Here is a 24188-nt window from a genome sequence, read left to right as displayed (position 1 = left end):
GCTATTCCAACGCAGATTTAAGGTGCTGTCGAACCTTGAGGTCCAGTCGGTTGCTGTTCAGATCAACCTCTCCGCAGCTTGAAAACAGTTCCCGGACCGATCGGTAGCTCTCAACCTTTTTCCAAACAACAGGGGATGAGGTCGGCGTGCGCCCCGACAGAGACGCCAGATAGGACATCGTACCGAACAGAAGGCCCGACTTGTCGCGGTGGGGTTTGTTCAAAATATAAAGACAGAGCGAGGCCTCGGGACCGCGTTCGGAATCCACGACGAATATCTGGCCCGCGCGATGGGCCGCTTTGCCATCACAGCGTGTCCAGCGACGGGTTTTCGTTTTGGCATCGCCAAGAGCCTCGATAACCCGGCTATAGACCATGCGATCCCGTTCATCCAAAAAGGCAACGTTGATGATCGCCTTGGCAGGATCGTTCGGTGCCCGGAAGAAGATCTGATAAGACCCTAACAGCGGTCTCAACTTTTGCAAATCCCCCGGAAAGACATCGGTCAGCGGGTCGCGCCGTCGATCGGCGTCTGTTTTGGCAAGATGGGTTTTGTGTCGGCGCAGATCCTCTGGCTCACCCAGCAGAATGCTCTCGTCGATGTCGAAGAAACGGCAGACACGGCGCAGATTGTTCGGTGAAGGTGTACTGCGACCGCTGAGGTACTTTGCGAATTGCTGGTGATTGATGCCGATATCCCGGCACACCGATGCAACAGACGGGTAATCGGCGCAGAGGTAACGCAGATTGGTTGCCAGGTTGTTTTGCATGACCACCCCAAACTTTCGAGCTTAAACTCGCTAAAGAAAGCATAATGTGGCGTTATTGTTAAGCCATATTCGGTACGCAATCCTGCGCGCAACACAGCCATGCCCAGGGGAGGTCAACCGATGGATAAATTTCAATACGTCCGGCAAATGGAGCAGCGCCTGCAATTGCGTCAGGTTAATCGCCGTCAGTTCATGCGCGGGGTTCTGGCGACCGGCATGACTGTCGGCGCGGCGACTCTGTTGGCGGATCGCGCACTTGCCGCCGCGCCCAAAAAGGGCGGCAGCATGGTCGCCGGGATCGGCCATGGGGCGTCAACCGAACAACTTGATCCGGGGCAGATTTCGGCTGGTTTTCTTATTCCCCTAAGCCTCGGCGTGAACGGTTTCCTGACCGCTATTGACGCAGACAGCAATGTCCAGCCGTCACTTGCGCAATCCTGGGAAGCGTCACCGGACGCATCCGTCTGGACGTTCTCGCTGCGCGACGGGGTCGAGTTCCACAATGGCCGCAGCGTGACAGCCGACGACGTAATCGCCTCGATCAACTATCACCGGGGCGAAAACTCGACCTCGACCGGGGCCCCTCTGTTGGCTGGCGTCAAAACACTGCGGGCCGACGGGCCACAGACCATCGTTTTTGAACTGGAAGGCGGCAACGCGGACTTCCCGGCCATTCTCAGCGACTACCGTTTTGCCATTCTGCCCGCTGACGGCGACAGCATTGACTGGCAATCCGGTATTGGCTGTGGTGCCTATCAGCTTAAGGACTTCCAACCGGGGATTTCGGCTGACCTGGTCCGGCACGCCAACCACTGGAACCCCGAAGTTGCGCACGTTGATGAGTGGAAACTGCTGGTGCTGCTGGACACCACCGCGCGTATGGCAGCGCTGTCCGCAGGAACAATCGACGTTGCGGACAAGGTTGACCCCAAAACGGCCAAGTTCATTTCCCGGGACCCCAATGTGACGCTGCACTCGGTTGCAGGTACGCAGCACTATTCCTTCCCGATGCTGACCAACGCTGCTCCGTTTGATGACAACAATGTCCGTCAGGCGATCAAATGGGGTATCGACCGGCAGGAACTGGTGGACAAGATTCTGCTCGGCTATGGGCAGGTCGGCAACGACCACCCAATCGGGTCCGGACAGAAGTATTTCAATGCCGAACTAGAGCAAAAGACATTCGACCCGGACAAGGCGAAGTTCTACCTGAAACAGGCCGGGTTGGACTCGCTGCATGTTGAGCTTTCGACTTCTGACGCCGCTTTCCCAGGCGCCGTGGATGCGGCCACGCTGATTTCGAATTCGGCAGCGAAATGCGGGATCAACGTGACGGTCAAACGGGAACCCAATGATGGCTACTGGTCCGAGGTCTGGACGAAAAAGCCCTGGTGCGCCAGCTATTGGGCCGGTCGTCCGGTCGAGGATCTGATGTTCTCACTGGCCTTCCAATCCGGCGTCGCCTGGAACGAATCCTTCTGGTCCAATGAAAAGTTCGACACGCTTCTGGTCGAGGCCCGCGCCGAGCTGGACAGCGAGAAGCGCCGGCAAGTGTATGGCGAGATGCAGGAAATCGTGGCCAATCAGGGTGGCGTTGCGATCCCGATGTTCGCATCTTACGTCTTTGCCACGCGCCCAACCGTCGGAACGCCCGAGAAATTTGGCTCGAACCTCGACCTGGACGGCAGCAGCTTTATGGAACGCTGGTGGAAAGCTGAGTAGCAGCTGGTTTATGCTAGCATCGCGAATGCGCAGGGGATGGCTCGTGCAGTCATCCCCTAACGTGTTGGGGATTGGACATTTATGAAACTCTTTATTGCAACGCTTTCGACCGAGACAAATACCTTCTGCACCATGCCGACCGCGATGTCGGGGTTCGAAGAATATTTCCTGCGCCATGGAACCGCGACGCAAGAACCGCCGAACCTGATGACCGAAGCGTTGCATGTGTGGCGCGAAAAGGGCGAGGCGCTGGGATGGCAGATCATCGAAAGCCTGACAGCCATTGCCGAACCCGCCGGGCCGACCACGCGGGGCTGTTATGATGCGCTCAGCGCCGAGATTCTGTCCGATTTGGCAGAATGCGGTGGTGCCGACATTATTCTGTTGCAACTGCACGGCGCGATGGTGGCCGAGCATATCGAGGATTGCGAGGGCGATATTCTGACCCGCATCCGTACCCAATGCCCGGATGCCACGATCGGAGTGTCTCTGGACCTGCACTCACATCTGACGGACAGGATGCTGGAAGCCAGCGATCTGATCGTGCACTTTCGGGAATACCCGCATGACGACGCCACCGCCTGCGCGATTGAACTGTTCGATCTGGCGCGGCGCACGCGTGCCGGTGAAATAACACCGCGAATGGCGTATTTTGATACGCGCATGGTGAACCTTTACCTGACCAAAGAAGGGGCCATGAAGGATTTTGTGGCCGAGATGGCGGCAAATCAGAGCAATCCCGGCGTACTGTCCGTCTCGCTCAGTCATGGGTTTCCGTGGGGTGATGTGGAAGATGTCGGTGCCCGAATGCTGGTCATCACGGACGACCAACCAGATCTGGCCTCGCAGCTTGCCGAGCGGCTGGGCCGACGTTTCTTTGACCTGCGCCAAGAGGTGACGACGGAGTATCTGCCAATTCCCAAGGCCCTCGATCAGATCGGCACGAGACCTGGCCTGTGCGTGCTGGCGGATATGGGGGATAATTCCGGTGGCGGCGCACCGGGCGATGCCACCCATATGTTGGCCGCGATGCTGGCGCGCGGCCTGACCAATTTTGCCGCCGGATTGTTCTGGGACCCCGGCGTTCTGCGCATCTGTCAGGACGCAGGCGTCGGCAGCAAGCTGACCGTGCGGCTTGGTGGTAAGACTGGTATTGTCTCGGGCGATCCAATCGATTTGGACGCTACTGTCATGAGCATCAAAACGGGGCTGGGACAGCATCTGGGTACAGGCCTTGAACCCATGGGAACGGTCGTGTGGCTGCGCCTTGAGGGCGAGGTTGACCTGCTGGTGAACGACCTGCGCGTTCAGGTTTACCACCCCGAAGCGTTTGAACAGGTCGGCATTCGACTGGCAGAAAAATCAGCTGCGGTCGTGAAATCCCTGTTCCACTTCTACGGGCCGTTTAGACAGATTTCCGACCATATCCTTCAGGTCGCTAGCCCCGGGGGAACGCAACCTGCGTTCCGCGATATCGCACTGACCAAGCGAACGCTTCCGTATTGGCCGGCGGTGGAACACCCGTTTCAGGATGCGAGCCTCGACAAAGCCGGGTGACTGACCAAGCCGAAAGGTTTTTCTAGGTCCGCGTTGTCCTGACACAAGGACGCGAACCAACTAGATCTGTGTTATGCAGCCTGCACCCAACTGGCAATCCTGTTTCGGTGGATTTTGATTGCAAGTTGGAATCAGATGGCGCTCGTCCTCGTTGTCCAGCCACTCGTCATACAGGTGACGTAAGATGTTGTCCTTTCGGGCGAAATACCGATAGACGGTTCCAACACGGAACCCAACGGCGTTGGCAACGTGGTTTGTCGAAAAGTTCTCGAAACCGCGCTCGACAATGGCGGGTCGGGATACTGGAAGGATTTCTTACACATTGGACTACGCGAGGTTACCTACGCCCATTCGTCATCCATCGACACACCAATCGAAAAACTCGTGCGCCCGGTTCTCGAAAGCGGCACTTATCTACTCTCGCTGGGTGGCGACCGCAATTGTTCCAAACCGCTTCGCAAGGCTGTTGCTGCGGTTCATGGGCCCTTGGCCTCCGCTCACTTTGACGCGCATCTAGATGTGGAACGCTCAGAAGACCGCGTGCAAGATCACGGAGCGATGTTCGGATACGCAATTGAAACCGGCGTGCTACCCCGAAAAAGCCCGTTCAAATCGGTTTTCGGACCACTTTTGAGGACGAAGGCGACTATGGCATGGGGCATTAACGTAAAAGGCACGCTCTGAGCGGCTGACGGCAGACCGCCCGTCAGCCGCCGACATTCCGGCGGCGTATACGTCGGCGGCTCAGACCGATACTGCGGATTTTAGCTGTTCCTCTCCGACTTCGGATTTGGCGCCCTGCAGGAATGGCGCTCCACGCTCAAGCACCAGAAAGTCGTCGCCAAGCGAATAGGCGAACTCAAAATACTGTTCGACCAGAATAATGGCCATATCACCCTGATCGCGCAGAAGACGAATGACTTCGCCAATCTGCTTGATGATGTTGGGTTGAATACCCTCGGTCGGCTCGTCCAATAGCAACAGCTTTGGCTTTGTGATCAACGCACGTGCAATGGCAAGCTGCTGCTGTTGACCCCCCGACAGGTCGCCCCCGCGCCGCGACAGGAACTCTTTGAGGATCGGGAAGAGGTCAAAGATATAATCTGGGATCGTATGATCGCTGCGGGGCAGGCAGGCAAAGCCGGTTTCAAGGTTTTCGCGCACCGTCAAAAACGGGAAAATCTCGCGCCCTTGCGGGACGTAGGCCACGCCTTTTCTGGCGAGTTCGAAAGACGTGGCATTGCCGATCTCTTCGCCGTTCAGCACATAGTCGCCACCGCTACGCGGATGCGTGCCGGATATCGCTTTCAAAAGGCTTGTTTTTCCAACGCCGTTTGTGCCCATCACGCAGGTCACCTGACCCTTACGAGCAGTAATGTCGACGCCGTTCAAAATCTGGCTGCCGCCATAATGCAGGGTCAGATCGGAGATATTCAGAAGGTCAGCGCCCAAGATAAACCTCGATTACTTTTTCGTTCCGGGTGACATGGTCCAACGATCCTTCGGCCAGAACCGATCCCTCGTGCAGCACGGTGACTTTGCAGTTCAGGCGACGGACAAACTCCATATCGTGTTCGACAACGACGACGGCCCGGGTTTTGGCCGCTTCGACAAGAATGTCGGTCGTATGCTTGCGCTCTGCCGGGGTCATCCCAGCGGCAGGTTCATCGACCAGCAGCAATTGCGGGTCCTGAGCCAGCAGCATCCCGATCTCAAGCCATTGCTTTTGCCCGTGGCTAAGCTCACCGGCTTTGCGGTCCAAGGCGCTCTGCAGTCCGATTTCCTCGGCCAGCGTTGCGACTTTCTCGTGATCTGCCTGACGCGCCCGGAACCGCAGCACGGCCAACGGCCCGCGTTTGTTTTTCAGGGCAAGCATCAGGTTTTCGCGAACGCTTTGATCTTCGAACACAGTCGGTCGCTGGAACTTTCGCCCCACTCCGGCCTGCGCGATCTGACTTTCGCTCATGGACAGGAGTGAGACCGACTTTTCGCCCCACAAAACATGACCATCGTCGGGCTTGGTCTTGCCCGTGATGATGTCCATGAACGTCGTCTTTCCCGCCCCGTTCGGGCCGATGACGGCGCGCATTTCGGCCGGACCAATTTGGAACGTCAGGTTGTTGATCGCCTTGAACCCGTCGAAGGATACGGAGACGCCGGAGACTTCGAGAAGCGTGCTCATTCATTCGCCTCCTTTTCGCGCAGCGATCCAAGGTCTGGTCCCAGGTCGGCCCCATGTCGATCCGGTGCGCGGCGTTCCGTAAGCTTGTCGATCAGTCCACCTATGCCGCGGGGCGCGAAAAGCGTGACCGCAACAAACGAGAACCCAAGCAGGATGGTCCACCAGTCGACCCATTGGATCGTGTAGAACCCAAGCGAGATGTCTGGGGCTTGGCCTCCTGTGAACCATGTCGACAGCAACGAGACAAAGGCCGCGCCAATCACCGCGCCGTACAGCCGTCCGCGCCCGCCGATCGCCACCCAAACGGCCAGATAGATCGACGCGATGGGCGCAATTTCGGCCGGGTTAATGATGCCAGCCTGTGGATAGTACAAAGCGCCCGCGATACCACAGATTACGGCGGTGAAGGTGAAGATGAAAAGCTTGTAGGCCTCGACCGAGTAGCCAAGGAACCGAACGCGGCTTTCGTCATCGCGGATGGCGCGAATGACCGATCCGAATTTGCCGGACACCACCCATGCGCAGACAAGGTAGCCAAGGCCAAGCGCCAAGGCGGACGCCCAGAAGAACAGGATCGAGACTTTTGATTGCGGCACCGAGTCCAGTCCCGGCAGGTTCTGCAGCCCGGACAAACCATTGTTCCCGCGCAACCCGCTGTCATTCTGGAACAGGTACAGGGACAGCGCCAGCGTCATCGCCTGCGTCAGGATAGACAGGTACACCCCGGTCACCCGACTGCGAAACGCCAGCCACCCAAAGATAAGGGCCAGCAGACCGGGCACCAACACGACGGCAGCCAGTTGCAGCGGCAGGGAATGTGCGAAGGCCCAGATCGGGGGAAATTCGGACGCGCCGACAACGCCGAAAATCTGGGTGGCGATACCATCCGAGATTTCCTGGGCCGTCGGTGGCAAGGCAGAGGCCGCGAGGCTGTCGACCACGATAATCTCGGTACGGGCGTACATCAGCCACATGCCGATGGCATAGCCGCCAATGCCAAAGAAGGCCATGTGCCCCAGCGACAGGATACCTGTGTATCCCCACACCAGATCCATCGCCAGCGCAGCAAGACACAGGCACAGCGTCTTGCCCAAGGTTTTGATAAAGCTGGTGGAAATCAGCCCGATGCCAAACCCTTCGCCCAAAACGGTGATGATCGCCGTAAACAGGGACAGGATGATCAGAAAGATCGCGACAGAGGGATAACGCAGCACCAGCGGCTTGCGTATCGGCTCGGCTGTAGAAGTCATGTCAACCATATCACGCTTCCGCCGCCCGACCTTTGAGCGCGATTATGCCGCGCGGTCGGAATTGAATGAACAGGATGATGAAAAGGATCATGTAGGTCTGCGCAGCCAGCGTATTGGAGGGGTTGAACCACTCAATCCCCTTTTGCAGCGTTCCGACCATCGTCGCACCCAGCAGCGTGCCCCAGATGTTGCCAACGCCGCCGACGACCACCGTCATAAAGCTTTGCACAATGTAGTCAGAGCCCATCTCGGACGTGACTTTGGCGTAAAGCCCGATGGCCACGCCGGCGATGCCAGCAATGCCCGAGCCCAAACCAAATGTCAGCATGTTGATCCGGTCCGGGTTGATGCCCATCGAGGACGCCATGCGCGGGTTCTGGGTCACAGCCCGCACCTCAAGCCCCAGCCGGGTTCGGTTCATGACAATAAGGAACAGCGCCAGAAACAGCAGCGCCAGAACGAAGATCGCAATGCGAATGTAGCTGATCGACACGATGTCGTTCAAAACCATCGACCCATCCAACCAACCCGGAGCCGTCAGAGGGCGCGCCTGCGTGCCAAAGATGTTCTTGGCCAGTTGCTGCAAGGCAATGGAAACACCGAAGGTTGCCAGCAACGTCTCTAGCGGGCGGTGATACAGCCACCGAATGACCAGCCGCTCCAGCAGAACACCGGCCCCGAAGGTCACCAGAAACGCGCAGGGAATGGCCACAAGGATCGAAAGCGTCAGGTCAGGAATGAACAACTGCACCACATAGCCGGTATAGGCGCCCATCATGATGAACTCGCCATGCGCCATATTGATCACGCCCATGACCCCGAAGGTGATCGCAAGACCGATCGCCGCAAGGAAATAGATCGAGGCCAGAGACAACGCGTCCAACACCAAATCCGCTGTCTGGTTCAAAGCAACCTGCGTTTCGATTTTGTCCAAAGCCGCCTGCGCAGCAAGGGCGATGGGAAGGGGGGCCGACACGTAAACCTTGAAAAACTTATGCTTTTGAACGGCTTCGGCAATATCTACCTGTGTCACCAGCGGGGCCGCCAGACCTTGCTGGGCCAACACCTGATACGCGGCTTCTCGGGCGGCGTCCTCGTCAAGGCTCGCCACTTGTACACCCGCAACGGTATCGCCGTTTATGTTGGCGATCAGGGTTTGCTTTACCGCTGCGGCATCCACTGGTTCCGGGGCCAACCCATTTGCGACAAGCAGGTTATAGGCCTGGTCCTGGGTCAACTCGTCTGATCCGACCTCAATGCCAACCGCGCCATCCGGGATTTCATCTGCGACCTTGATTTCGGATAAAACCAAAGGATTGAGCGTTGCCCTGACATCAACACCGAGATCGCCGACAAAGCTGTCGATTGCAGCAAGCCTCGCGGCCTCACCCTCATCAAAGCGAATGGTGAGCAAGCGCTCCAACCGGTCTTTGCGCGCCTTGAGGTCGGCGTCTTGTTCAGCCTCGATGGAACCCCGCAGGGCAGACAGATGCGACGCTTCGGCGTCTCGCTCAATCGCTGTCAAAGCAGCGTCGCGTGTCCTGGGATTGGGGTCGTTCAGCTGAAACTGCACCAGAGCAGACGCGATCAACCCGCGAATACCAGAATTGGGCTTGAGTTGTTTGTATGCCTTTTTGTCGACAATCCCGATCTCGGCCCCGTCAGATACATCGAAAATCTGCAACCCTCCGTCAGCCTTTGAGGCAAAGACAAACAGACCGGTTTCTTTGTTGAACCACATGTCCTTGGCCTGCCAACGCTCCAGAACGGTCTGCGCTTCCGGCAGCCCACTTTGCGCCAGCGCGTCGATCGCAGGGCCAATCGTCTTGCGAGAGGATTTCTGGATCACCTCCGCGTGGGACTGCAATAGCTGCTGCACCGGGGCATCTGCGGATTGCGCTTGCAAAAGGGTAGGGGCCACAAGGACCAGCAGGGCAAGCACTGCCCGCCTGAACGGAAGCGTCATTTAGGAAGACCTTTGTATTAAGCCTCGGGGCACAAGTCGCGCGCCCCGAGGAATTCAGGTTAAGACCTTAGTAGTTGGACTTGATCTGTACGCAGCTCTCGGTTTCGGTGTTGTACATACCGCAACCCAGCTCTTTCCAATCCGACACGAGAACGGCGGATTCAGGCAGAAAGTCGGTCCAGGCGTCGCCCGGAACTTCTTCGGTCTGGCTGATGATGTCGAACTGACCGTCTTCCTGGATTTCACCGATCAGGACCGGCTTGGCCAGATGGTGGTTGGGCAGCATCACAGCGGTGCCGCCTGTCAGGTTCGGGAATTCCTGACCGTACATGGCGGTCCGAACGGCATCGACATCGGTGCTGTCGGCAGCGGTCGCCGCATTCACCCACATGTTGAAGCCGATATAATGGGCCTCCATCGGGTCGTTGGTTACACGGTCTTCACCCATGCGGGCTTTCCACGCTTCGACCCATGCCTCGTTCGCATCGCTTTCGGCCGATTGGAAATAGTTCCAGGCCGCCAGGTGACCGACGAGGTTGGTGGTATCCAGACCGGCCAGCTCTTCCTCACCGACCGAGAAGGCGACAACCGGAATGTCGTCAGCCGAGATGCCCGCTGCAGCAAGTTCCTTATAGAAACCGACGTTCGCGTCGCCATTGATGGTCGAAATCACGCCGACTTTTTTGCCATCCGCGCCAAGCGCGACCACGTCGGCCACGATCTTGGACCAGTCCGAATGACCGAACGGCGTGTAGTTGACGAAAATGTCCTCTTCCGCGATGCCCTTCTGCTTCAGGTAGCTTTCAAGGATATTGTTCGTGGTCCGCGGATAGACGTAGTCGGTTCCCAGCAGTGCAAATTTCTCAACTTCTAGCTCATCCAGGAAGTAATCCGTGGCCGGGATCGCCTGCTGGTTCGGCGCAGCGCCTGTGTAGAAAACGTTTTTCGAGCTTTCTTCGCCCTCGTACTGAACCGGGTAGAACAGCAGGCCGTTCAGTTCTTCGATCACCGGCAGGACGGATTTGCGGGAAACAGAAGTCCAGTTGCCAAAGATCACGTCAACTTCGTGCACGGTCAGCAACTCACGCGCCTTTTCGGCAAACAGCGGCCAGTCCGAGGCCGGGTCTACAACGACAGCTTCAAGCTCGCACCCCAGAAGACCACCGGCTTCGTTTTGCTGTTCGACCAGCATTTCCATCGTGTCTTTCAGCGTGGTTTCCGAAATCGCCATGGTGCCGGACAACGAATGAAGGACGCCAACCTTGATCGGGCAATCGGCCAGTGCAGGCAATGAACTGGCCAACAGGACTGCGGCGGTTGTAGTGAGAAGTTTGGTGTGCATCAGCATTTCCTTTTATGCGACGCGCAGCAGGGTTGTTCGGGGCGCCGAAACGTCCCATATACCCCCCACGCATAATTGCGGTGTGCGAGGGCGTCTTCAGGTTCCTAGGCCGGGCACCTTCGCACATGTTCCAAGCCGTCTTGCGGCACTCCATAGTGCTAGGACAGTTCTCCACAGCACTCAGAGTCTCATGACCCGAGTTCCTGGACAGATTGAGGGTATTGCCTAATTTTGCGGCAGCGCAGCATGTCCCGCTTAATAATGCGGCAGCGCAGCGAAGCGTCTCTTATGCACCGCCGAGGATCAACAGGTTACACTGATCCAAATACTGCTTGGCGGTACGGCGCGCCGCACTTGCCTTCGTTTCGTCTGAACCAAAGGTCGCGGTTTGCAGCAAACGTGCGTGCGCGTGTTTGGAATTCACCCTGTGGCTTAGGACAAATTCGGCGTTTTCTGCTGTGGTCGTCGCTTCCAGCAAAGACACAAATCCGCCGCGCTGCAGTTCATAGTCCTGAGCTTTTGCATCGTTCAAAAGCCACGCATGTTCCATTTCAGCCGAGAAGCGCCCTGCACAACCTGCAAAGGATTTAACCATATCACCTTCGGCGGAAAGCAACCCGGCAGACATCAGGGAGCACTGAATTGAAAGGAGAATTGTTCTCAAAGCGCTCATAAATTGAACATTGCAACTGAAAAAGCGCCCGTCAAGGCAGCACTTTTGAAACGCCTTTCTGTTGTCTACGGCCTGCTTTGCGCTGAACGCCCAGGTTTATCGGGCGTCCGCCCTCAGTTTCCATCGGTTGCAAGAATCGCAGTCATGGGTGATCTTTCAAGAAATCGAAGGATCGCAATATGTTTAGATATCTAGTAATTGCCCTCGGTCTTTGCGCATCAACTGCCCTGTTTGCCCAAGAGGCCACAGATGATGCTGCAGCTTCAGAAGAAACGTCCGACCGACTTACCGATGCCGAGCTGCAGACATTGGTTGCCCCGGTGGCGCTTTATCCCGACACGCTGCTGATCCAAATACTCGTCGCAGCAACACAGCCACTGGAGATTGTGAAGGCCGAGCGGTACCTGTTGGACAATGCCGACCGCGACCCTGTTGAGCTTGAGCCTGAAATCAACGCCATGGGCTGGGACCCTTCGGTCAGCGTTCTGGCAACGGCATTCCCCGAAGTTGTTGGGCAAATGGCCACCCATATCGATTGGACCGAAACTGTGGGCACCGCGATGCTTGCCCAATCCGATGATGTGATGGACGCGGTGCAGGTGATGCGGGATCAGGCGATTGACAGTGGTGCACTTGTTTCCGGGCCAGAACAAACTGTCGAGGTGTCAGACGACGATACGGTTGTAATCACGCCGACACAGCCTGAAACGGTGTATGTTCCTCAGTATAATCCCGCGACGGTCTACACCGGCCCGTCGACCGGAGACGTCGTGGGCGCGGCTTTGCTGACTTTCGGCGCAGTGGCCCTGATCGACGAGATCTTTGATGACGATGATGGCTGGTACGGCTACTGGGGCTGCCGAAATTGTGGTGGCTGGGGCGGGGGGCCGATCTACCGAAACCCGGACATCGACATTGACGTCGATGGCAACGTCAATATTGGCAATGACATCGATCTGGGCGACCGCACGGATGTTGGCTGGAAGCCCGATCCGGAACGCCAGAAGGAAGCCCGAGAAAGAATTGCAGATCACGAAAGACGCGAAGGTGGGCGCGGTGAGTTGCCGGTCAACCGTCCTGAGGGTCGAACGGACGAACTGCGCGCAAAGCTGAGCCGTGAATCCGGCGCCGCTGATATCAGCCGGGATCGCGCCGGCGCGGCAGCCGCAGTTGGCGCAGGAGCGGTCGCTGGCGGAGCTTTGGCGAACCGTGGCGGTGGAGACCTATCCCTGCCGCAAGTTAACCGCGGCAATGTCGACGTAGACAGGGCCGCTGCAAAACAACAGGCAATCGATCGCACCAAACGTCCGGATGCCGCGAACAGGCCGGTTGCGCAAAGACCGCAGACCGGGACCAGGAAGGCCACGACAACTCAGCGCAAGCCCACAGCATCAAGGGGGCAGGCGATGCAGAAAAAGGCGTCCGGCAGCCGGACACATAACGCATCCAGACGGGGACACGCGGCCAAAGGCACACGGAGACGATAAGATGCGTAGATCAGTATTCTCAGTTTTGGTGCTTGCCGCGACCACGGGCCCCGCGCTTTCGGAAGGGGCTCGGTTTGACACGCCGCAAACCGCGTTGGATGCCTTTGTCGGTGCGTTGCAAGCCAACGATCAGAGCAAACTGCTTGAGGTATTTGGCCCAGAGGCCGAAGACCTGATTGGCACCGGTGATCCAGCGGAAGACCAGGCTAGACGGCAAGAGGTGCTTGGCATGTATGCTGAAGGCTATCGCTTTCAGCCCGAGGATGATGGCGTTGTCCTTTTGCTTGGTGAAGACAGCTGGCCTTTCCCGATCCCAATTTTACGATCGGGAGATGGGTGGCACTTCGATATTGAAGCCGGGATCGAAGAGCTTTCGGCCCGCGAAATCGGTTTGAATGAGCTGGAAGTGATCGATCTGCTTGAGGCCTATGTTGATCTGCAAGCGGCGTTCCGTCTTGTGGATCACAACGGCGATGGCGTCATGGAGTTCGCACGGACGATCATCTCAAACCCCGGAGAGCGCGACGGGCTATTCTGGCCAGACGAAGACAGCTTTGTCGGAGCAGCACTCGCCCGAGCGGCGGCAACCGGGTGGAGCGACGGTGAGGCCGACTATGAAGCCGAACCGTTTCTGGGATACTACTACACGATCCTGCAGGGTCAGGGATCGAACGCGCCCGGCGGAGAGTACTCTTATTTTGTCGGAGACCATTTCGTCTCGGGGCATGCACTGCTGGCAGTGCCCTCGGACTATGGCGAAACCGGCGTTCATTCCTTTTTGGTTGGGGAAAATGGCATAATCTACGAGGCGGATTTTGGCCCGGAGACGCTTGAACGTACCGCTGAAATCTCTGCCTATGATCCGGGTCCGGACTGGTCACCAGTCGAGTAGGTTCGGAAGCAAGATGACAGTATGCGCAGTCTTACAACAGGCAGAGGTTTGACCGCGTCGGGACAGGGCGTCATGTGTTCCCAAGGCGTTGTTCGCCCCTGACATAGACCCGTTGAGCTGACACCTCAGTGCATTCCGTTCATTATTCTGTGACGGCGCGCAGGAAGGTTCCGCGCGCCGTGGTGCGTTTATTCTTGCCAGCTCATGAAGACCTGCCGCGCCTCTTCGCTTTCGGGTCGCAGGTTATCGATACCGCCATAGGGGATGTCCTTTCCGATTTCCGAGTTCGGATATTTGGCAATCATCTTCTGATGGCGCTTGATCATGTCCTGAAACGACGCGCCTGCCCAAAGCGAGTATCCAACCAGCGGATGCTCTTCGCGTGGGTCGCGATAGATGTTGTAAGTGGGCGCGGCCGCTCCGGGGGCACCCGGCGCAGGCAAGTGCATCTTGAACTCTTGCTTGACGACCGAGCGCAAAACCGGACCCTCATACACATAAACGTAGTCGCGACGCCCGTTTCCTTCTCCTTCCAGCAGCAGTGCCGTTTGGTCGATCCCATCGATCACACGATCACGCGGGATAAAGTCTGTGGCGCCCGCGATACGTGCGATTGTGGTGTAGATATCCGAGACGTGGAAAATGTCACCGGCGGCACTGTCGGCTTCGATCACGCCGGGCCAGCGAATGAACGCATCGGTGCGCACGCCCCCTTCCAGGTGTTGGGTCTTGCCACCCCGATAGATCAGTTGGTTCAGCCCGGATGTCCCCTCGTAATGGTACATCAACCCGTTGTCGGCCATGATCATGACAATGGTATTGTCCGCCTCGCCGGTCTCTTCCAGTGCAGCCAGGACTTCGCCGATCCAACCGTCCAGCAGCTGCAGCTTGTCTGCGTGGAACCCTCCGTTCCGTGACAACGCCTGATCGGGATAGGCAAAATTCAGCGGGTAAAGCGGCCAGTACTGGAGGAAAAACGGCTCATCCAACGCTGCAACGCGCTCAAGCTGTTCAATTGCCTGCGACTGGTAGCGCTCGTTCATCTCTTCGTATTTGGCTTGCGTCCATTCTTCGCCCGCGGCCATTTCGACCTCGCGCGCTGTCCCGCCTGCCTCGGCTTCAACACCTGTGACCAATCCATAGGGTTTGAATCGTTCGTCCAATAGAAACGCGTTGTTCTGTCCCGATGCGTGATAGCCCAACATATTGTTCGCCTGCATCGCCTCGCGGGTCATCAGGCTCAGCTGAACCTGTTGATGCAGCGGGAACGCCGCCCAGTCGAAGCCCTGATTGTGCGGGTAGGCCTCTTCAATATCGCCCTGATGCCATTTGCCGACATGCGAGGTGTTGTACCCGGCCTGTTTAAGGATTTCCGGCAGAGTCACTTCGTCGGCAGGCAGTCCTTCACCCACCAAAGCTACTTTCACCTCTTCTACTCCGGCCCGGATGGGATGCCGACCGGTCAACATGGCCGTACGTGTGGGCGTGCAGGAGGGTTCGGTGTACATACGCATCAACGACAAGCCTTCGTTGGCAAAGTCATTGATGTTCGGGGTTTCGATGCCCATAACGTAGTTGAGCTTGCGCTCTCCCATCTGGCCAAAGCTGATGTCGTCGATAAGGATGTACAGAAAATTAGGGGGTTTGCCGCCGTTGGCGTCCCGAATTTCTGCCAACCTCGCTTCGATCTCGATGTCCTGCGCATCCCATTGCTCGCCAAATTGGGCGCGCAGGAACTCAAACTCACCGTCATGCACAATTGCGTCTTGTTGAGCGGCCGCTGGCGTGGCGGCGAGCGCAGCCAGCAAACAGGCTAGAACCCCAGTCTTGTGAATAACACTAGTCACCCTTCTTTCCCCCTTTTATATCCGTGAAGCTCATCGCCTGAACAATCAGTTCGTGGCATTTGGCTGAAATAGATTGATTTGACTGATGTGCCAGCTCAGATAGCCGCCGATGTTCCGGTGGCGTGAGAAACGTCACCACGCGCTCTGATCGAGCATCGGCCTCCGGCAGCCGTGGTCGGCCCATGGTGGCAAGGTTTGGAGTTTTAGCTGACACTTGACTCCCTACGGTTCGAATTCGCTACATTACCGGTAAAGTGTCAGGCTTTGGGAATGGACCACATCAAGAATTCGCCAAATTTGCAAAAGGCTGACCCTGCCATAGCGGATGGGGTGATGCCCGCAGTCGTGCTGAATTTCGACCATCCCAATATGATCGGGGACTTTACGCCCTGGGACATTGACTTTCGACAGCTTGATCCAGGGCGATTATCCACGAGAGTAACAGTGCGCTCCGGGCGCTCGGTGTCAGCCTTGAACATTGCAATGAACCAACGTGTTCACCAACGTGGTGTTTCGCCGAAAGGGTGGGTAACGTTCGGAATTCCGTCAAATGGCGCTGTCGACAAGTGGCAATCAAAGGACGTCACCGATGGCGCATTCCTGTCCTTCGGAGACAGTGATGGGTTCGACGGTATTTCAACAGCCGGATTCACGGGCAACGTTGTTTCGTTTGAAACCGATCGGCTGGAGAAACTAGCAGAAACCTGTGGGTTTCATCTGGAACACGATAATCCGGACGCACACAAACTTAGGTCCAAAGCAGGTTTGGCCAGCATGGCGCAATTGGAACATCTCGTATCCGGGCTGTTGACTAGCGCAGATGCGCAGTGGTCTGAGGAAACAGAGGAAACTCTGATGCTTGAAGCCCTGAGTATTCTGACGGACAACGAAGCGCATTTTGACAGAAGTCAGGCGGCTAGCAGACGGCGTGCTGTTGATCGTGCAATGGACCTGATGGCTGCCAACCTGGAAGATCCGGTTTCGATTGAAGAGATTTGCAAGGAAAGCGGGGCGTCTTGGCGAACTTTGGATCGCGCGTTCAAAGAACAGTTCGGACTTGGCCCAAAGTCATACTATGTGCGTCTTCGGTTGAGCCGCGTTCGAGAGGACCTTTTGACCGGTTCTTTCGATGGCACGATAAACGACGCTGCGAATCGGCGCGGATTTTGGCATATGGGTCAGTTCGCGCGGGACTACAGGCGGTTTTTCCGCGAGTTGCCGTCTGAGACAAGGGGCTTGTAGATATGCCCTCTGGGTTGCCACTCAACGTATTTTAGCCACCCTAACCACTCGATCTTTGCGCTCCATAGCTCGATAGCTGTCCCCACAAAGACTGAACAGAGTTTCACCCGAACACGGCGTCTTCGCGCTTGAGGCAGCTTCGTCCGCTTGGCCGTCGTAGGCGCCGAATTTCGCAAAATCCGGCAGCGGACTATCGGGGTGTGATTGCCTTGCTGACGGCTTCTCAGGACAAATGTCTTTGACATGAATGCTGATTCATGTTTCATATCTTCGTGAGGAAAACGGGAGGAGCCTTTATGTTGCGCATGCTTGCACTAACCGCTGTCGGCGCGTTGATATCGTCGACGGCGATCGCGGAAATCAGAATTGCCCATGTCTACGGCAAAACTGGACCTTTTGAGGCCTACGCGGCCCAATCCCACAATGGTCTGAAGCTGGGGCTGGAATACGCCACCGATGGCACGATGGAGATCAATGGCGAGAAGATCGTCATCATCGAAAAAGACACTCAGTTGAAGCCGGACATTGGCCGCGCGCAACTGGAGGAGGCTTATGGCGACGATGATGCCCATATCGCCGTTGGCCCGGTCAGCTCTGGTGTCGCCTTGGCGATGCTGCCCGTCGCCGAGGAGTATGAGCGTGTGTTGATCGTAGAGCCCGCTGTGGCGGATTCGATCACGGGCGCGAACTGGAACCCATATATTTTCCGCACCGGCCGAAACTCGTCTCAGGATGCAATCGCGAACGCGGTAGCCTTGGGCGGTGAGAACGTCGCCGTTGCAACTTTGGCGCAGGACTACGCTTTTGGTCGTGATGGCGTGGCCGCGTTCAAGGAAGCTTTGGAAGGCACCGGTGCGACACTGGCACATGAAGAATATGTGCCGACCGACACGACGGATTTCACCGCGGCCGCAGAACGCATCTTCAATGCGATGAGTGAGGTCGAGGGCGAAAAGAAGCTGTTCATCATCTGGGCCGGGGGCGGCAACCCCATGAGCAAGATCAACGCGATGGAGCCCAGCCGCTTCGGTGTTGAGATTGCCACTGGCGGGAACATCCTTGCAGCTTTGAAAGCGTACAAAGAACTGCCTGGCATGGAAGGTGCCACATATTACTACTATGAGATCCCGCAAAACCCGGTGAATGACTGGCTAGTCAAAACGCATTTTGAGCGTTTCGACAGCCCGCCCGATTTCTTTACCGCTGGTGGCATGGCTTCCGGCATCGCCATTGTTGAAGCGATCAAAAAAGCCGGTGGTGCCGAAGATACCGAAGCGTTGGTTGCGGCGATGAAAGGGCTTACGTGGGAAACGCCCAAAGGCACCATGATGTTCCGTCCGGAAGACCACCAGGCAATGCAGACCATGTACCATTTCCGCACCGAAATTCAGGACGGCAAGGACTATGGCGTGCCGGTTCTGGTTCGTGAGATCGGCATGGACGAGATGGAAATCCCGGTTCGCAATCAGTAATCCGCGACCTCAGCCTGTCGCATGAAACCGGGGCGGTTCGTTTTTCCCGCCCCGGGACCTTAGGACTTCATCCAATGACCCAGATACTTTTGGAAACTGACGCACTTACAGTGCGCTTTGGTGGGCATGTGGCCGTGGATGCGGTGACCTGCAAATTCCCCGCCGGAGAGCTGACGGCGATTGTCGGACCCAATGGCGCAGGCAAGACGACGTACTTTAACCTGATCTCAGGTCAGATCGCGGCGACCGCCGGAACGGTGACCCTGAAAGGTCAGGACATCACCCGCCTGGGCGTCGCCGAACGCTGCCGTCGTGGTCTGGGGCGCGCCTTTCAATTGACCAACTTGTTTCCCGACCTCTCGGTTCTTGAAAACCTTCGGTTGGTTATCCAGTCGCGTAAACACAATGGCTTTGGGCTGTTTTCAATGGCTGACAGCCACACAGAATTGACTGCGGAAGCCAGCGAAATTCTGGAACGGGTTCGCCTTGATACTCAGAAAGACCAACTGGTGACCGAACTTTCGCATGGCGATCAGAGAAAGCTGGAGGTGGCCATGCTTATTGGCCTCGACCCGCTGGTTTACATGTTCGACGAACCGACCGCAGGCATGAGCGTGGATGAGGCCCCGGTGATCCTGGACCTGATTGCCGAGATCAAGGCCGATACGAGCAAAACGGTGCTGCTTGTCGAACACAAGCTCGACGTGATCCGCACCCTGGCTGACCGCATTATCGTTTTGCACAATGGCGCCTTGGCTGCTGACGGTCCGCCCGCCGAAGTCATGGCCTCGGCCGTGGTACAAGAAGCCTATATGGGCAAGGAGCTGGATCATGTCTGACCCAATCCTGACACTGAAAGATGTCTATACCGACATCGCGCAATACCACATTCTGCAAGGTGTCGACTTTGAGGTGCCACGTGGCGAGGTGACCATGCTGCTTGGCCGCAATGGCGTGGGCAAAACCACGACGCTCAAGACGATCATGGGGCAATGGACCGCGAAGTCGGGCGAAATACTCTATAACGGGCAGGACCTGAAACGCATGCCAGTCTCTGCCCGCGCCCGCGCAGGCATTGGCTTTGTGCCCGAGGATATGGGCATCTTCAGCGATTTGACGGTCGAAGAAAATATGGTGCTGGGTGCCAGCTCTGGTCCGCTTGACCCAAAACGGAAAGAGTGGCTGCTAGGTGCGTTTCCGGCACTGGGCACCTTCTGGAACAGCGAAGCCGGAAACCTGTCGGGGGGGCAAAAGCAGATGCTCTCTATCGCCCGCGCTATGGCCGAAGACCGCGAACTGTATCTGATTGATGAGCCCACCAAGGGCCTGGCACCCGCCATCATTGCGACCATGGCAAACGCTCTGCGTGACCTAAAGGCACAGGGGCGTTCGATCCTTCTGGTGGAACAGAATTTTTCGGTCGCCAAAGCCCTTGGGGACAGCGCCGTAGTCATGGATGACGGGCGCGTAATCTGGACCGGGGCCATGGCGGAACTTGCAAGCAACAAAGACCTTCAGGAAAGCCTGATGGGTTTGAGCATGGAGGCGCACTGAATGACGGCCGCTCCTGATCATAGACCCACCTTCGCAGACGTATCGCTGGGCGAGCGTCTGGACAAGGCGATGCCGTTTCTCTTGATCCCGATCCTGGTGGTGCTTGGGTTCTTCGCGATCGGCGCGCCATCGTCCTGGCTGACTTTGACGGTGTCGGGCCTCGCCATGGGGATGATGATCTTCATCATGGCATCCGGGCTTACGCTGGTGTTTGGCCTGATGGATGTCATCAACTTTGGCCACGGCGCATTCGTGTCGGTCGGGGCCTTCGTCGGGGTCTCGGTCCTGATTGCGCTTGGCGACTGGACCGGTGCGACCTCGCTGCTGCTCAACATGTCCGCGGTTTTCCTTGCGGTTGTAGCAGCGATGACTGTGACTGGCGCGTTGGGCTGGGTGTTCGAAAGAGTTATCGTCAAACCCGTCTACGGCGCACACCTGAAGCAAATCCTTGTCACCGTCGGCGGCCTGATCGTGATCGAACAGCTGATCCATGTGATCTGGGGCCCGGATGAGATCTTTATCAACCGCCCCGAAATGCTGAAAGGCGCGATCACCTTTGCAGGCGCTGCGATGGAAAAGTACCGCCTTCTCGCCGTGGGGATCGGCGCTGTTTTGTTCATCGCCATGCGCATGATCCTGCGCCGTACCAAGATCGGTCTGATCGTGCGGGCAGGCGTCGAAAACGGCCCGATGGTCGAAGCGCTGGGGTATCGTCTGCGCGTGGTTTTCGTTGGCGTTTTCATCGCCGGATCAGCGCTTGCTGGCTTGGGCGGTGTGATGTGGGGCCTTTATCAAGAGGTTATCACTGCGGGCATGGGCGAACGCATGATGGTTCTTGTTTTCATCGTGGCAATTATCGGTGGCCTTGGCTCGGTCGAAGGAGCTTTTATCGGCGCGCTGCTGGTTGGGCTTTTGCAGAACTACGTCGCGTTCCTTGAACCGAAACTGGCGCTTGTGTCCAACATCGCGCTGATGACTGCAATCCTGATGTGGCGGCCACAAGGCATGCTGCCTGTAGTGAAGGCGAAGTGAAATGATTGTGCGTCTGATATCTGGCGATACGCCCCGGTCCCCCATTCTGACCGCGCTTTTGCTGCTGATCCTGATTTGTCTGGCCGGTGCGCCGTTCCTCTTTGAAGGTGTGCGAGCGTTGGATACCGCTGCTCGGATCTGCATCTTTATCCTGCTGGTGGCGGGTTATGACCTGCTTCTTGGATACACCGGGATCGTGAGTTTTGCGCATACCATGTTCTTTGGCATGGGCGCGTACGGCGTGGCGCTGGCATCCACCCATATGGGGCGCGGGTTTGATGCCCTTTTGGTCGGTACGGTCCTCGGCGCGCTGGCGGCAATCGTTCTGGCGCTGTTGATTGGTTTGTTCAGCCTCAGGGTGCGCGCGATATTCTTTGCGATGATCACACTTGCTGTTGCCTCTGCCGTCGCGGTTCTTGTGTCACAGTTTTCTGACATCACCGGTGGTGAAGACGGGCTGACCTATAAAATCCCGCGCGTTCTGACCTCTGCCAACAGGATGGGCGAGGTGATGGGGGTCAAGTTCACCGGGAAGATCCTGAACTACTACCTGATCTTCTTCAGCTCGCTGGCGCTGTTCCTGCTTCTGCTGCGTATCGTGAATTCTCCGTTTGGTCGGGTCCTGCAAGCCATCCGCGAGAACGACTTTCGGGCCGAAGCAATCGGTTACCGGGTGGTCTGGTATCGCACGGCTGCGACCTGCTTGTCGGCGGCCACTGCCGCCCTTGCCGGAAGCTTGTTTGCAATTTGGCTAAGGTATGTCGGTCCGGATACAACGCTGAGCTTCGAGATTATGCTCGACATTTTGCTGATGGTCGTCATTGGCGGCATGGGCACGATGTATGGCGCAGTGCTGGGTGCGGTGCTTTTCGTACTGGCGCAGACGTATCTGCAAAACCTCATGGGCGCCGCATCTCATGCCACCGAAGGCTTGCCACTGATCCCCGAGCTTGTTGATCCCGATCGTTGGCTGATGTGGCTGGGCATCCTGTTTATTCTCAGCGTCTATTTCTTCCCAACCGGCATCGTCGGTCGCCTGCGCAGGCAGCGCACCACATGAGCGTACCGCTGGTTTTCCTGCATGGCTGGGCCATGAATGGCGCGGTTTTTGACGACGTCAAAGCTCGGCTCGGGCCTGATTTCGACTGCCATGCACCGGATTTGCCTGGACATGGTTGCCGAGAAAAGGATGAGCCAAGCCTTGCGCGTTGCGTCGAGGTTGCGGGCAAGATCATCGACCAGTTGGATCATCCTATTCTGGTCGGCTGGTCCATGGGGGCCGCAGTTGCGTGGCAGTATCTCGCGCAGGCAGGCACCCAAAGTTTGGGCGGGCTGGTCACCATCGACATGAGCCCGCGTTTGCTGCCTGACGATAAGTGGACTTTTGGATTGGGCGGCCAAAACGCGGATGCTGTTCTGTCCACGTCCTCGAAGATCGAATTTCAATGGCGCAGCATGGTCCAAAACATTCTGCGTAACATGTACGCGCCCGGCGGTGTGCAAGAGACCGACGACGATGCGATGAGGGCGCTTCTTTTGAAGCAGGACCCGACAACGCTGCGCCCGATTTGGGACGATCTTGTTGCAATGGATGCACGGCAGATCATCGCCGGGATCGATATTCCCTACCTAGTTTGCGCGGGGGCGCAGAGCAGGCTTTATGATCCTGAGGTGGCGTATTGGATCGCCGGACAATCACCTATGGCCGAGGTGCAGATTTTTCAGAACTCGGGCCATTCTCCGCATCTCGAAGAGCCCGACGCCTTCTGCGATGCCCTCCGGCGCTTTGTCAGCACACTGCAAAGCGCAAAGACTGAGCAAAGGAAGACACTATCAAGATGACAAAATCCTCTGCTTCCCAACCGAAAACCAAACGCGGGATCGAACGCCGCGCAAAGATCCTTGCGGCTGCCGAGCAGGTGATCGGTGAAAAGGGCTTTGCCGCTGCTTCCATCGCCGACATTACACGTGCGGCGGAAACGGCACTTGGCACGTTCTACATCTACTTTTCCAGTAAGGAAGAGCTGTTTCGCGAGCTGGTCGAGGACATGGGCCGCGCCACAAGAACCCAGACGACCGAACGGATCGTGGACGCGCCAAACCGATTGGAAGCCGAGCGTGCAGGGCTTGAAGCCTATTTGCGTGTAGTTCGCGACCGCCCGTTGCAATATCGGATCGTAGAAGAGGCCCGATTTGTTGATCCCGAAGCCTATCGCACCTACTACACAGAGTTTGGCAAGGCTTATGCCGATCAGTTGGAACAGGCGGTGCAAAAGGGCGAGATATCTGAAGGTGATGCCGAGGTCAGAGCTTGGGCTTTGATGGGGATCGCGAAGGCTTTGGGCGAGCGCTACGTGCTTTGGGACGACAACGTCGATATCGACCGCGTTGTTGCGGAAGCGCATGAGTTGATCTGCAACGGACTGGCCCCATGAGCGGGTTGGTCACTTGGCAAACAATAGAACTGCCGAACTCGGAACCCTGCTGCCACATCCGCTTGCAAGCGCCGCGCGCAAATGCTCTGGAACCCGGCCTTCTGGCCGAACTGCACAGGGCATTTGATGCGCTGGACCAATCGGATGTACAAAAAGCGCTGATCTCAGGCGGGCGCAATTTTTCGACCGGCGGGGATGTCGGACGGTTTGCCGAGGCGGCGCGGGCCGGGCAAATCGACAGCTATACAGCGCAGGTTGTACCCGTTCTGCAGGCGCTGGTTTTGCGCATGGTCGAGATGCCGGTCGTCCTGGCTTCGGCCATTCGCGGTGCAGCTACAGGTGGTTCGGCCGGGATGGTGTTTGCCTCTGATCTGGCGGTTGCAGCGCCTGACGCCTTTGTTCAACCCTATTACGGAGTGGTGGGTTTTGCCCCGGATGGCGGATGGTCTGCCCTCTTGCCGGACTTGATTGGCGGCGCAAACGCAAGCGGTTGGATAATGGCCAACCATCGACAGGGCTCAGAGCAGCTAAAAGGCCTTGGGCTTGTTCAGGCTGTTGATCCCGACCCCGAAACGCGCGCCGCGAAGCTGCTTGCTGAGATCGATACCGGCACTGCGCTGGCAACAAAATCCCTGTTCTGGGACGACAAGCGCCGGGCGGCCGTCAAAACACGGCTCGAGGCTGAGACCGAGGCTTTCCGGGCCCTCATTGGGCGGCCGGAAACTCTGACCAAGATGCAAGAATTCCTTCAACATGGGGGATGAAA

At 57.3% G+C, this 24188-nt stretch carries 23 protein-coding genes; 14 read left to right on the top strand and 9 right to left on the bottom strand.

Annotated features, from left to right (window positions below; all coding sequences use genetic code 11):
• Nucleotide 1: 1 nt before the first annotated feature.
• Nucleotides 2-769 (bottom strand): helix-turn-helix domain-containing protein, encoded by a 768-nt coding sequence (locus tag GOV53_RS05175; RefSeq protein ID WP_170464602.1) that lies wholly within the window; start codon nt 767-769, stop codon nt 2-4.
• 120 nt (nt 770-889) lie between these two features.
• Between GOV53_RS05175 and GOV53_RS05170 the strand changes: the two genes are divergently transcribed.
• Nucleotides 890-2491 carry an ABC transporter substrate-binding protein gene (locus tag GOV53_RS05170; protein ID WP_254439192.1) on the top strand — a complete coding sequence of 534 codons (1602 nt, stop codon included), beginning with the start codon at nt 890-892 and terminating at the stop codon, nt 2489-2491.
• 81 nt (nt 2492-2572) lie between these two features.
• Entirely contained in the window at nt 2573-4048 is a 1476-nt protein-coding gene (locus tag GOV53_RS05165) for a M81 family metallopeptidase (RefSeq protein WP_170464601.1), read from the top strand.
• 60 nt (nt 4049-4108) lie between these two features.
• On the opposite strand, the gene GOV53_RS21485 is transcribed toward GOV53_RS05165, so the two are convergent.
• Nucleotides 4109-4336, bottom strand: coding sequence for a TetR/AcrR family transcriptional regulator (locus GOV53_RS21485; protein WP_367648761.1), 228 nt, complete (start codon nt 4334-4336; stop codon nt 4109-4111).
• Between GOV53_RS21485 and GOV53_RS21480 the strand changes: the two genes are divergently transcribed.
• Nucleotides 4298-4732, top strand: coding sequence for an arginase family protein (locus tag GOV53_RS21480; protein ID WP_217361232.1), 435 nt, complete (start codon nt 4298-4300; stop codon nt 4730-4732). The genes GOV53_RS21485 and GOV53_RS21480 overlap by 39 nt on opposite strands.
• A gap of 60 nt (nt 4733-4792) precedes the next feature.
• Here GOV53_RS21480 and urtE read toward each other — a convergent pair whose 3' ends face one another.
• The 6 genes from urtE to GOV53_RS05125 all read right to left on the bottom strand — a co-directional run bounded on the left by urtE (nt 4793) and on the right by GOV53_RS05125 (nt 11416).
• Nucleotides 4793-5500 (bottom strand): urea ABC transporter ATP-binding subunit UrtE, encoded by a 708-nt coding sequence (gene urtE / locus GOV53_RS05150; protein ID WP_170464600.1) that lies wholly within the window; start codon nt 5498-5500, stop codon nt 4793-4795.
• On the bottom strand, nt 5490-6230 hold the full coding sequence (gene urtD / locus GOV53_RS05145) for an urea ABC transporter ATP-binding protein UrtD (protein ID WP_170464599.1): 741 nt from the start codon (nt 6228-6230) through the stop codon (nt 5490-5492). Before urtD ends, urtE begins: the two co-directional genes overlap by 11 nt.
• The gene (gene urtC, locus GOV53_RS05140; RefSeq protein ID WP_174823369.1) at nt 6227-7480 is read right to left on the bottom strand and encodes an urea ABC transporter permease subunit UrtC; all 1254 of its coding nucleotides are present in this window, start codon (nt 7478-7480) and stop codon (nt 6227-6229) included. Before urtC ends, urtD begins: the two co-directional genes overlap by 4 nt.
• 10 nt (nt 7481-7490) lie before the next feature.
• Nucleotides 7491-9446: an urea ABC transporter permease subunit UrtB gene (urtB, locus tag GOV53_RS05135; protein ID WP_170464598.1), complete on the bottom strand. Its 1956-nt coding sequence runs from the start codon at nt 9444-9446 to the stop codon at nt 7491-7493.
• 67 nt (nt 9447-9513) lie between these two features.
• Nucleotides 9514-10788: an urea ABC transporter substrate-binding protein gene (gene urtA / locus GOV53_RS05130; RefSeq protein WP_170464597.1), complete on the bottom strand. Its 1275-nt coding sequence runs from the start codon at nt 10786-10788 to the stop codon at nt 9514-9516.
• A 286-nt stretch (nt 10789-11074) separates the two neighbouring features.
• Nucleotides 11075-11416, bottom strand: a complete 342-nt coding sequence (locus tag GOV53_RS05125) for a hypothetical protein (protein ID WP_170464596.1) — start codon at nt 11414-11416, stop codon at nt 11075-11077.
• 224 nt (nt 11417-11640) lie between these two features.
• Here GOV53_RS05125 and GOV53_RS05120 point away from each other — a divergent pair, with 224 nt between their 5' ends.
• On the top strand, nt 11641-12948 hold the full coding sequence (locus GOV53_RS05120) for a DUF3300 domain-containing protein (protein WP_170464595.1): 1308 nt from the start codon (nt 11641-11643) through the stop codon (nt 12946-12948).
• A 1-nt stretch (nt 12949) separates the two neighbouring features.
• Nucleotides 12950-13840 carry a DUF2950 family protein gene (locus GOV53_RS05115; RefSeq protein WP_170464594.1) on the top strand — a complete coding sequence of 297 codons (891 nt, stop codon included), beginning with the start codon at nt 12950-12952 and terminating at the stop codon, nt 13838-13840.
• 188 nt (nt 13841-14028) lie between these two features.
• Here the strand turns inward: GOV53_RS05115 and GOV53_RS05110 are convergent, their stop codons facing one another.
• Nucleotides 14029-15687 carry a sulfatase-like hydrolase/transferase gene (locus GOV53_RS05110; RefSeq protein WP_367648753.1) on the bottom strand — a complete coding sequence of 553 codons (1659 nt, stop codon included), beginning with the start codon at nt 15685-15687 and terminating at the stop codon, nt 14029-14031.
• A 483-nt stretch (nt 15688-16170) separates the two neighbouring features.
• Between GOV53_RS05110 and GOV53_RS05105 the strand changes: the two genes are divergently transcribed.
• The 9 genes from GOV53_RS05105 (at nt 16171) to GOV53_RS05065 (ending at nt 24186) form a co-directional block, all read left to right on the top strand.
• A complete protein-coding gene (locus GOV53_RS05105) occupies nt 16171-16929 on the top strand; it encodes a helix-turn-helix domain-containing protein (RefSeq protein WP_170464593.1) in 759 nt (252 codons plus the stop codon).
• A gap of 296 nt (nt 16930-17225) precedes the next feature.
• Nucleotides 17226-18401 (top strand): substrate-binding domain-containing protein, encoded by a 1176-nt coding sequence (locus GOV53_RS05100; protein ID WP_170464592.1) that lies wholly within the window; start codon nt 17226-17228, stop codon nt 18399-18401.
• Between the two features lie 74 nt (nt 18402-18475).
• Nucleotides 18476-19240: an ABC transporter ATP-binding protein gene (locus tag GOV53_RS05095; protein WP_170464591.1), complete on the top strand. Its 765-nt coding sequence runs from the start codon at nt 18476-18478 to the stop codon at nt 19238-19240.
• Nucleotides 19233-19955 (top strand): ABC transporter ATP-binding protein, encoded by a 723-nt coding sequence (locus GOV53_RS05090; RefSeq protein ID WP_170464590.1) that lies wholly within the window; start codon nt 19233-19235, stop codon nt 19953-19955. The genes GOV53_RS05095 and GOV53_RS05090 overlap by 8 nt, the downstream gene beginning before the upstream one ends.
• Nucleotides 19956-20987, top strand: a complete 1032-nt coding sequence (locus GOV53_RS05085) for a branched-chain amino acid ABC transporter permease (RefSeq protein ID WP_170464589.1) — start codon at nt 19956-19958, stop codon at nt 20985-20987.
• A gap of 1 nt (nt 20988) precedes the next feature.
• A complete protein-coding gene (locus GOV53_RS05080; RefSeq protein ID WP_170464588.1) occupies nt 20989-22047 on the top strand; it encodes a branched-chain amino acid ABC transporter permease in 1059 nt (352 codons plus the stop codon).
• On the top strand, nt 22044-22829 hold the full coding sequence (locus GOV53_RS05075) for an alpha/beta fold hydrolase (protein ID WP_170464587.1): 786 nt from the start codon (nt 22044-22046) through the stop codon (nt 22827-22829). Before GOV53_RS05080 ends, GOV53_RS05075 begins: the two co-directional genes overlap by 4 nt.
• Complete coding sequence (locus GOV53_RS05070) at nt 22826-23422, top strand: TetR/AcrR family transcriptional regulator (protein WP_170464586.1); 597 nt, start codon at nt 22826-22828, stop codon at nt 23420-23422. The genes GOV53_RS05075 and GOV53_RS05070 overlap by 4 nt, the downstream gene beginning before the upstream one ends.
• Nucleotides 23419-24186: an enoyl-CoA hydratase/isomerase family protein gene (locus GOV53_RS05065; protein WP_170464585.1), complete on the top strand. Its 768-nt coding sequence runs from the start codon at nt 23419-23421 to the stop codon at nt 24184-24186. The genes GOV53_RS05070 and GOV53_RS05065 overlap by 4 nt, the downstream gene beginning before the upstream one ends.
• Nucleotides 24187-24188 lie beyond the last annotated feature (2 nt).

This window comes from Ruegeria arenilitoris (assembly GCF_013035315.1).
In the GTDB taxonomy this organism is placed as follows: domain Bacteria; phylum Pseudomonadota; class Alphaproteobacteria; order Rhodobacterales; family Rhodobacteraceae; genus Ruegeria; species Ruegeria arenilitoris_D.
This window is presented reverse-complemented; position numbering and strand designations above follow the sequence as displayed.

Bases quoted from the DNA above. Each gene is read 5' to 3' on its own strand.
- GOV53_RS05065 (WP_170464585.1), top strand. From the start codon at position 23,419: ATGAGCGGGTTGGTCACTTGGCAAACAATAGAACTGCCGAACTCGGAA.
- GOV53_RS05105 (WP_170464593.1), top strand. From the start codon at position 16,171: ATGAACCAACGTGTTCACCAACGTGGTGTTTCGCCGAAAGGGTGGGTA.
- GOV53_RS05120 (WP_170464595.1), top strand. From the start codon at position 11,641: ATGTTTAGATATCTAGTAATTGCCCTCGGTCTTTGCGCATCAACTGCC.
- GOV53_RS05125 (WP_170464596.1), bottom strand. From the start codon at position 11,416: ATGTCTGCCGGGTTGCTTTCCGCCGAAGGTGATATGGTTAAATCCTTT.
- urtC (WP_174823369.1), bottom strand. From the start codon at position 7,480: ATGACTTCTACAGCCGAGCCGATACGCAAGCCGCTGGTGCTGCGTTAT.
- GOV53_RS05080 (WP_170464588.1), top strand. From the start codon at position 20,989: ATGATTGTGCGTCTGATATCTGGCGATACGCCCCGGTCCCCCATTCTG.
- GOV53_RS05165 (WP_170464601.1), top strand. From the start codon at position 2,573: ATGAAACTCTTTATTGCAACGCTTTCGACCGAGACAAATACCTTCTGC.
- GOV53_RS05100 (WP_170464592.1), top strand. From the start codon at position 17,226: ATGTTGCGCATGCTTGCACTAACCGCTGTCGGCGCGTTGATATCGTCG.
- GOV53_RS05095 (WP_170464591.1), top strand. From the start codon at position 18,476: ATGACCCAGATACTTTTGGAAACTGACGCACTTACAGTGCGCTTTGGT.
- GOV53_RS05170 (WP_254439192.1), top strand. From the start codon at position 890: ATGGATAAATTTCAATACGTCCGGCAAATGGAGCAGCGCCTGCAATTG.
- GOV53_RS05075 (WP_170464587.1), top strand. From the start codon at position 22,044: ATGAGCGTACCGCTGGTTTTCCTGCATGGCTGGGCCATGAATGGCGCG.
- GOV53_RS05085 (WP_170464589.1), top strand. From the start codon at position 19,956: ATGACGGCCGCTCCTGATCATAGACCCACCTTCGCAGACGTATCGCTG.
- urtB (WP_170464598.1), bottom strand. From the start codon at position 9,446: ATGACGCTTCCGTTCAGGCGGGCAGTGCTTGCCCTGCTGGTCCTTGTG.
- GOV53_RS05070 (WP_170464586.1), top strand. From the start codon at position 22,826: ATGACAAAATCCTCTGCTTCCCAACCGAAAACCAAACGCGGGATCGAA.
- GOV53_RS05175 (WP_170464602.1), bottom strand. From the start codon at position 769: ATGCAAAACAACCTGGCAACCAATCTGCGTTACCTCTGCGCCGATTAC.
- urtD (WP_170464599.1), bottom strand. From the start codon at position 6,230: ATGAGCACGCTTCTCGAAGTCTCCGGCGTCTCCGTATCCTTCGACGGG.
- GOV53_RS05115 (WP_170464594.1), top strand. From the start codon at position 12,950: ATGCGTAGATCAGTATTCTCAGTTTTGGTGCTTGCCGCGACCACGGGC.
- GOV53_RS05090 (WP_170464590.1), top strand. From the start codon at position 19,233: ATGTCTGACCCAATCCTGACACTGAAAGATGTCTATACCGACATCGCG.
- urtA (WP_170464597.1), bottom strand. From the start codon at position 10,788: ATGCACACCAAACTTCTCACTACAACCGCCGCAGTCCTGTTGGCCAGT.